General features: G+C 72.9%; 7 protein-coding genes and 1 pseudogene. 5 read left to right on the top strand and 3 right to left on the bottom strand.

The window, feature by feature from the left end:
• The 5 genes and pseudogenes from CCN44_RS27760 to CCN44_RS27740 form a co-directional block, all read left to right on the top strand.
• Positions 1 to 316: pseudogene (locus CCN44_RS27760) on the top strand (DUF1453 domain-containing protein); the annotation flags it as partial.
• Positions 313 to 1,464: a sensor histidine kinase gene (locus CCN44_RS27755; RefSeq protein ID WP_086700531.1), complete on the top strand. Its 1,152-nt coding sequence runs from the start codon at positions 313 to 315 to the stop codon at positions 1,462 to 1,464. The pseudogene CCN44_RS27760 and the gene CCN44_RS27755, both read left to right, overlap by 4 nt.
• Positions 1,461 to 2,150 carry a response regulator transcription factor gene (locus tag CCN44_RS27750; RefSeq protein WP_086700528.1) on the top strand — a complete coding sequence of 230 codons (690 nt, stop codon included), beginning with the start codon at positions 1,461 to 1,463 and terminating at the stop codon, positions 2,148 to 2,150. The genes CCN44_RS27755 and CCN44_RS27750 overlap by 4 nt, the downstream gene beginning before the upstream one ends.
• A gap of 69 nt (positions 2,151 to 2,219) precedes the next feature.
• Complete coding sequence (locus CCN44_RS27745) at positions 2,220 to 2,765, top strand: DUF485 domain-containing protein (RefSeq protein WP_208639848.1); 546 nt, start codon at positions 2,220 to 2,222, stop codon at positions 2,763 to 2,765.
• Complete coding sequence (locus CCN44_RS27740) at positions 2,762 to 4,354, top strand: solute symporter family protein (protein ID WP_086700524.1); 1,593 nt, start codon at positions 2,762 to 2,764, stop codon at positions 4,352 to 4,354. The genes CCN44_RS27745 and CCN44_RS27740 overlap by 4 nt, the downstream gene beginning before the upstream one ends.
• A gap of 17 nt (positions 4,355 to 4,371) precedes the next feature.
• Here the strand turns inward: CCN44_RS27740 and CCN44_RS27735 are convergent, their stop codons facing one another.
• The 3 genes from CCN44_RS27735 to CCN44_RS27725 form a co-directional block, all read right to left on the bottom strand.
• Complete coding sequence (locus CCN44_RS27735) at positions 4,372 to 5,067, bottom strand: response regulator (protein WP_059253021.1); 696 nt, start codon at positions 5,065 to 5,067, stop codon at positions 4,372 to 4,374.
• Between the two features lie 308 nt (positions 5,068 to 5,375).
• On the bottom strand, positions 5,376 to 6,056 hold the full coding sequence (locus CCN44_RS27730) for a DUF7342 family protein (protein ID WP_059253022.1): 681 nt from the start codon (positions 6,054 to 6,056) through the stop codon (positions 5,376 to 5,378).
• Positions 6,053 to 7,732 (bottom strand): ATP-binding protein, encoded by a 1,680-nt coding sequence (locus CCN44_RS27725; RefSeq protein WP_189397029.1) that lies wholly within the window; start codon positions 7,730 to 7,732, stop codon positions 6,053 to 6,055. The genes CCN44_RS27730 and CCN44_RS27725 overlap by 4 nt, the downstream gene beginning before the upstream one ends.
• Positions 7,733 to 7,840: the final 108 nt, after the last annotated feature.

Here is a 7,840-nt window from a genome sequence, read left to right as displayed (position 1 = left end):
TATGACGCCGTGCGGCGCCGGCTGGGCCTGGACCACCCACGTCTGGACGGCGCCGCACGGCGTCATATGGACCAAGAGCACCAAGGCGAGCGCCGCCGTGTGGGTCGCGGGCATAGCCCTGCGTGCCGGTGTCCTCGCCCTCGGCTCCGTACTCGGTCTGCACCAGGACAGCTCCGCGCTGTTGCTGGGCCTTGCCGCCACTCTGCTGGTCCGAGCCGGGATCCTGGCCCGGCGGGCCCGATTCGTCAGCGCCGTGAGCGGCCCCGCCCCGGCGTACGGTGACGACAACCGGTCGGCCTGGAAGGAGCGCGTGTGACGGAGAACGCCTGGACACGCTGGCCGTCACGCGAAGCGCTCGGCCGCGCGGGAACGTCCCGGCCCCGGCGCCTGCTCGCCTGGATCGTCCGACTCCTCGTGCTGGCCCTGCTCCTGTGGAGCGCCTTCAGCCAGCGGCACGTCGGCCTCTGGGGAGCGCTCGCGGCAGCGGCGGGAGTCCTCCTCGCCGCTCTCGTCGCCTGGGCCTTCTTCCAGAGCACCTACGAGCACCGGCTGCTGCCCTCCCTGGGGTTCATGGGGGTGCTGCTGGGCATCGCGGTCGCGGCCGAAGCGACGGGATTCACCGGCCCCGCCCTCTTGATCTGGTGCGGCTGTGGAGTCGGCGCGCTGGAGCGGCTGCCGCTCGGTGCCGCGCTCCCCGTGACGTCCGTCGCCCTGGCCTCGTACTCCGCGGTCAACAACGACGTCTGGCTGACCACGGCCGCCACTGTGGCCGGCATGGCCCTCGCCGGATACGTGCTGCGGCTGGACGCGGAGGCGCGGGGCAGTGCGCAGCGGCTGCTCGCCCAGGAGCGGGCCGCCCGCGCGGCCGAGGCCGAGTCCGCCGCGCTGGCCGAGCGGGCCCGCATCGCACGGGAGATCCACGACGTGCTGGCCCACAGCCTCTCGGCGCAGCTCGTGCACCTGGAGGCGGCCCGCCTGCTGATCGAGAACGGCGCGGATCGCGACCGGATCCTGGAGCGGGTGGTGGCCGCCCGGGGAATGGCCCGGGACGGACTCGCCGAGACCCGGCAGGCGCTCTCCGCACTGCGGGGTGAGCTGACCCCGCTGGAGAACTTCCTCGCCGAACTCGTCAGCATGGCCGACGGGGCAGAGGTCACCGTCACAGGTGAACGCAGACCCCTGTCGGCCGAGGCGTCCCAGGCCGTGCGGCGGGTCGCGCAGGAGGCGCTGACGAACGTCCGCAAGCACGCCCAGGGCGCCAAAGTGGCCGTACGGCTCGCCTACAGCGAGCACGAAGTGACGCTGGACGTCCGGGACTCGGGCGGACGGCCGGGCGAACTCGGCGGAGCCGGCGGCGGGTACGGTCTGCTGGGCATGCGCGAGCGCGCCGAACTGCTGGGCGGTTCGCTGGACGCGGGTCCGGACGAGGAGGGGTTCGTGGTGACGCTGAAGGTGCCCGTATGACGGAGACGGAGGGGGAGAGGAAGCCGGCACGGGTGGTGGTGGCCGACGACCAGACCGTGGTCCGTGAGGGCATCGTGATGCTGCTCGGCCTGCTGCCGGGCGTCGAGGTCGTGGGGGCCGCGGGAGACGGCGAGGAGGCGGTGCGGCTGGTCGGTGAACTCGCCCCGGACGTCGTCCTGATGGACCTCAGGATGCCTCGCTGCGACGGCGTGGAGGCCACCCGGCGGATCCGGTCCGAGTTCCCCGGGACCCAGGTCGTGGTGCTCACCACCTACGCGGACGACGAGTCGCTGTTCCCCGCGCTGCGGGCAGGCGCCCGGGGGTACCTGACCAAGGACGCGGACGGTGACGAGATCGTACGTGCCGTGCACAGTGTGCTCTCGGGGGACGCGGGACTGTCGCCGAGTGTCCAGCGACGGTTGCTGGAGCGGCTGTCACAGCCCGAGCCCGAAGCCGAGCCGGCGGCGGACGAGGCGCCCGACGGGCTGACCACGCGCGAGACCGAGGTCCTGGTGCTGATCGCCGAAGGTCTCAACAACCAGGAGATCGCCCGCAGACTGCACGTGTCGACCGCGACCGTGAAGACACACATCAACAACCTCTTCGCCAAGACAGGCCTCAAGGGCCGGGCGCAGGCCGTGCGATACGCCTACAGCAAGGGGTTGGTGCGGCCACCCATCGGGTGAATCACCTGATGGGGTGAAGAGCAGAAGGAAGAGAAGTCAGGGATCCGCCCGGTCTGTCCATCCTTGGGCATGCAGTCGAGCAACGCTCCCCGCGGCGCCGGGGACGGCCCCGAGAGACCGGCCGGGAACCAGGACGACCGCGGCGCGCCCTCCCGCGACGTGACGTACGAGGACCCTTGGTACGACCCGCTGGCCGCGGGCTGGGGCGAACTGGACGGGACCGGTCTGCCGACGCCGGCCGTGCCGGCCGCGCGCGGTGAGTCCGGCCCGGTGGCGGTACCTGCCCGCGATGTGTACGTCGAGGTGCAGCGCAGTGCGGCCTTCCAGGAGGTGCGCGGCAGCTACCGGCGGTTCGTGGTGCCGGGGGCCGTCGGCTTCCTGGTCTGGTACGTGGGATACGTGGTCACCGCGACGACCGCGCCCGGACTCATGGCCCGGCCCGTGGCCGGGGCGGTGAACGTGGGGATGGTCGCGGGGCTCGGGCAGTTCCTCACCACGTTCCTGCTCACCTGGGCCTACGCCCGGCATGCGCGGCTGCGCCGGGACCGGGCCGCGCTGGAACTGCGGTGGGACACACAGGAGCTGGCGCGCGGTGCGCGGGGAGGTGCCCCGTGACCGGCGACCATCAGACCCTGGCGCTGCTGCTGTTCATCGGATTCGTGGCGGTCACGCTCGGCATCACGACCTGGGTGAGTGGGCGACGGCACGGTTCGGCGGAGGAGTTCTACGCCGGCGGGCGGCTGTTCTCGCCCATGGAGAATGGTTTTGCCATCGCGGGCGACTACATGTCCGCGGCCTCCTTCCTCGGGATCGCCGGACTCATCGCGCTGTACGGGTACGACGGGCTGCTGTACGGCGTGGGATTCCTCGTCGCGTGGCTGGTCGTGCTGTTCCTGGTGGCCGAACTGGTGCGCAACTGCGGGCGCTTCACTCTGGCCGACGTGGTGGCCGCGCGGATGAGCGAGCGGCCGGTGCGGATCGCCGTGGGAACGTCCTCGGTCACCGTCTCCGTTCTGTATCTGGTGGCGCAGATGGTCGGCGCGGGCAGCCTGGTGGCGCTGCTGCTGGGGCGGACGAGCGGTGCGGCGCAGGCCTGGACGGTCGTCGGTGTCGGGGCGCTCATGGTGATCTACGTGTCGTTGGGAGGGATGCGGGCCACCACCTGGATCCAGATCGTGAAGGCGGTCCTGCTGCTCGGTGGCACGGTCGTTATGACCGTGCTCCTCCTGCTGCGCTTCCACGGCGACGTCGACCGGCTGCTGCTCACGGCGGCGGAGCGCAGCGGTCACGGGAAGGCGTTCCTGGCACCGGGCCTGAAGTACGGCGGGGACTGGACCGCCCGGTTGGACTTCATCAGCCTGGGACTCGCGCTCGTGCTGGGCACGGCCGGGCTGCCGCACATCCTGTCCCGCTTCTACACCGTGCCGACCGCGCGGGCCGCCCGCCGCTCCGTGGTGTGGTCCATCGGCCTGATCGGCAGTTTCTACCTGATGACGATCGTCCTCGGATTCGGCGCGGCGGCGGTCGTGGGGCCGGGGGCCGTCCGCGGATCCAACGCGGCCGGGAACACGGCGGTGCCGCTGCTCGCTCTCGATCTGGGCGGCGGAGCGGGCTCCACCGGCGGCACGGTGCTGTTCGCGGTCGTCGCCGCCGTGGCCTTCGCCACGATCCTCGCGGTGGTCGCGGGCATCACGCTCGCCTCCTCGGCCTCGGTGGCGCACGATCTGTACGCCTCCCTGCGCCGGCGGCACGGCAGGCCCCGCAGCGAGGTCGCCGTGGCCCGGTGGGCGGCGGTCGGCATCGGCGCCGTGGCGATCGCACTCGGCCTGCTGGCCCGCGATCTCAACGTCGCCTTCCTCGTCGGCCTCGCCTTCGCCGTCGCCGCGTCGGCCAACCTGCCGGTCCTGCTCTACTCGCTGTTCTGGCGCGGCTTCACGACCCGTGGCGCCGTGTGGGCGGTGTACGGCGGGCTGCTCCCGGCGATCGGGCTGGTGCTGCTGTCCCCGGTCGTGTCCGGCAGCCCGGGCTCGCTGTTCCCGGCCGTCGACTTCCAGTACTTCCCGCTGGAGAACCCGGGCGTCGTCTCCGTCCCGCTCGGCTTCCTCGCCGGCTGGCTGGGCACGGTCACCTCGGGCGAGATCGCGGACGAGGCCAAGTACGCCGAGACGGAGGTGCGTTCGCTGACCGGGGCCGGTGCCGCGTAGCCAGGCCACCGAGGTCGCTACGGCGCCACCCAGGCGTACCGGTGCTCCGGGCGGCCGGTGTCGCCGTACTTCAGGGAGAGGCTGAGCCGGCCCGCCTGTTCCAGGTGGCGGAGGTAGCGCTGGGCGGTGGAGCGGCTCAGGCCGGTCCGGGCGGCCACCTCATGGGCCGAGAGCGGGTGGCCGGCGCGGTGCAGGACGCCGCAGATGAGGTCGGCCGTGGGCTCGGAGTGGCCGGTCGGCAGGCCGGGCGCCGCGGGGGTGGCGGAGGGGGTGCGCAGAGCGGCGAAGATGCGGTCGACCTGTTCCTGACCCGTCAGCCCCTGGCCGCCCACGCGGTCGACCGTGCGGCGCAGCGCGGCGTAGGAGTCCAGGCGGGCGCGCAGCGCGGCGAAGGTGAACGGCTTGACCAGGTAGTGCAGGGCGCCCACGCGCATCGCCTGCTGGACGGTCGTCACATCACTGGCCGCGGTGATCATGATGACGTCGGTGCCGTGGCCCTGCTCCCGCATCCGGTGCACGAGGTCCAGGCCGGTCTGGTCCGGCAGATAGTGGTCGAGCAGCACCAGATCGACGGGGCCGCGTTCGACCGCGGCCAGGGCCTGCGCGGCGCTGTGCGCGCGGGCGGCCACCCGGAAGCCGGGAACCTTCCCCACGTACTGGGCGTTGATCTCGGCGACACGGACGTCGTCGTCCACCACCAGGACGTCAATCATTCGGGGCCTCTCCCTCAAGGCCGGCGAGCGTCGAGCCCGTGTTCTCGGCTCCGCAGTTGTAGCGCGAGCGGAACGAGCAGAACAGGCTCTTGCGAGCAAAAGAACGGTTCGGGCTCACAAGACCGCTGTGGATGGCCGGGACCACACCTACCGTCCCGGCCCGTCAGCGCCGCGAGTGCTGGTGGCCGGGAAGCCGGTCGACGGCTGTCCACCCCGTTCGACCGGCGGTGAGGGCACGCGCGTCGCCCTGGCGGCCACGTTCGTCAACGACCCCGAGACCCCGCCGGGAACCGGCCGCACGAAGGCGCTCAGGCGCGGGTCGCCCACACATAACGGTGTTCCGGGCGGCCCGCGTCGCCGTACTTGAGGGTCAGCCGGGCCCGGCCGGTGCGCTCCAGGAGCTTCAGGTACCGCTGGGCGGTCTGCCGGCTCACCCCGGTCCGCTCGGCGATCTCCTGGGCGGACAGGGGGCGTTCGGCGCTCAGCAGTGCCTGGCGCACCAGCTCGGCCGTCGTGGGGGAGTGGCCCTTGGGCAGCCCGGGCTCCGACGGGGCCGACAGGGCGCCGAAGATACGGTCCACCTCCGCCTGCTCGGCCTCGCCGCCACCGTCCAGGGTGCGCCGCAGCTCGGCGTACGCCTCCAGCTTCGCCCGCAGACCGGCGAAGGCGAACGGCTTCACCAGGTACTGCAACGCCCCCTGCCGCATGGCCGCCTGCACGGTCGACACGTCCCGCGCCGCCGTCACCATGATCACGTCGGTCTGGTGGCCGCGCCGGCGCATCTCCTGGACGACCGCGAGACCCGTGTCGTCGGGCAGGTAGTGGTCCATCAGGACGAGGTCGAGCCTCGGCAGGGCCTCCACCTGGCGCAGCGCCTCGGCCGCGCTGTGCGCCTCGCCGGCCACGTGGAAACCGGGCACCTTCTCCACGTAGGCCGCGTTGACCCGGGCGACGCGGGTGTCGTCGTCCACGACCAGGACCTCGATCATCGCGCCTCCTCCTCGGCGACGGCAGCGGTCTCCAGCGGCTCCCCGGGCACCGCGGGTTCCGGTTCCGGCTCGGTCAGCGCCTCGGGCAGGATCACGGTGAACTCCGCGCCCCCGCCGGCCGCCGCCCCCACGGCCGCGCTCCCGCCCTGCCGCTCGGCGAGCCGGCGCACCAGGGACAGCCCGATGCCCCGCTTGCCGTGCGCGGGCGGCTTCTTCGTGGACCACCCGTCCGTGAAGATCAACTCCCGCTGCTCCTCGGGGATGCCGGGGCCCGTGTCGCGCACCCTCAGGACGACCGTACGGCTCTCCGCGCGCAATTCGACCTCCACGCGCGCGTGCGGGGTGCCCGCGACCGCGTCGAGGGCGTTGTCCACGAGGTTGCCCACGACCGTGACCAGCCCGCGCGGATCGACCAGCCGGTCCGGGAGGCGGGTGCGCTCCGACACCCCCAGGGCGACCCCGCGCTCGGCCGCCACGGTCGCCTTGCCGACCAGCAGCGCGGCCAGCAGCGGGTCCTGGATCTTCTCCGTGACCTGCTCGGCGGTGGCCCGGTGGTCCCCGACCACCTCACCGACGAACTCCACGGCGTCGTCGTACATCTCCAGCTCCAGCAGCCCCAGCAGGGTGTGCATACGGTTGGCGTGCTCGTGGTCCTGGGCGCGCAGGGCGTCGATCAGCCCGCGCGTGGAGTCCAGTTCGCGCCCCAGCTGCTCCAGTTCGGTGCGGTCGCGCAGCGTGGCCACGGCACCGCCGTCGCCGGTGGGCATGCGGTTGGCGACCAGGACGCGCTGACCGCGCACGGTGAGCAGATCGGTGCCGGTCACCCGGCCGGCCAGCACGTCCGTCGTACGGCCCGCGCCGAGCGCCGCGTCCGGGGTCCGCCCCACGGCCTCGTCGCCGATGCCCAGCAGCCGCCGCGCCTCGTCGTTGAGCAGGCGGATACGACCGCCCCGGTCGAGCGCGACCACGCCCTCCCGGATGCCGTGCAGCATCGCCTCGCGCTCCGCGAGCAGCGCGGAGATGTCGGAGAAGGCCAGGTCCCGGGTCTGCCGCTGGACCCGGCGCGAGATCAGCCAGGCGGCCAGCGCGCCCACCGCGAGCGCACCGCCGGCGTACGCGAACAGCCCCGGGATCGCGCTGATCAGCCGCGCCCGCACGCTGTCGTAGGCGATGCCGACCGAGACCGCGCCGACGACGCGGTGGTCGGCGTCGTACAGCGGCACCTTGCCGCGCGCCGAGCGCCCCAGAGTGCCCTGGTCGATCTCCATGACCTCCTTGCCGGCCAGGGCGTCGGAGGGGTCGGTGGAGACGCGCCGGCCGATCTCCGACGGCGTGGGGTGCGACCAGCGCACCCAGTCCCGGTTCAGCACCACGATGTACTCGGCGTGCGTGGCCCGGCGGATCCGTTCGGCCTCCCGCTGCACCGGGCCGTTCCTGGCCGGCGGAGTGGTGAGGACCCCTTCGGCGATCTGCGGGTCCTGGGCCGTGGTCTCGGCGATGGCCAGCGCGCGGCGCATCGCCTCCTGGTCCAGCTGCTTGCTCAGCGGGGCCAGGAAGAGCCCGGTCGCGAGCACCGCGACTCCCGCGGCGATCGCCACCTGCATCAGCAGCACCTGGGAGAACATCCGCCGGGGGAGTCCGAGGCGCAGACGGCGGGCGGGGGGAGGGGGGCTCATACCCATGACGGTACGTGGGCTGCCCCGAGGCACCCCAGCGGGTGTGGCATGGATCTCTTGATCCACCCGTTGATCAATGATTGACGGTGCGGGCGCCCGGCTAGCCGG

The sequence above is a fragment of the Streptomyces tricolor genome (assembly GCF_002155905.1).
GTDB lineage: Bacteria > Actinomycetota > Actinomycetes > Streptomycetales > Streptomycetaceae > Streptomyces > Streptomyces tricolor.
Note: the sequence above shows the minus strand (reverse complement) of the source record. Positions and strands in the feature narration are given on the sequence as shown.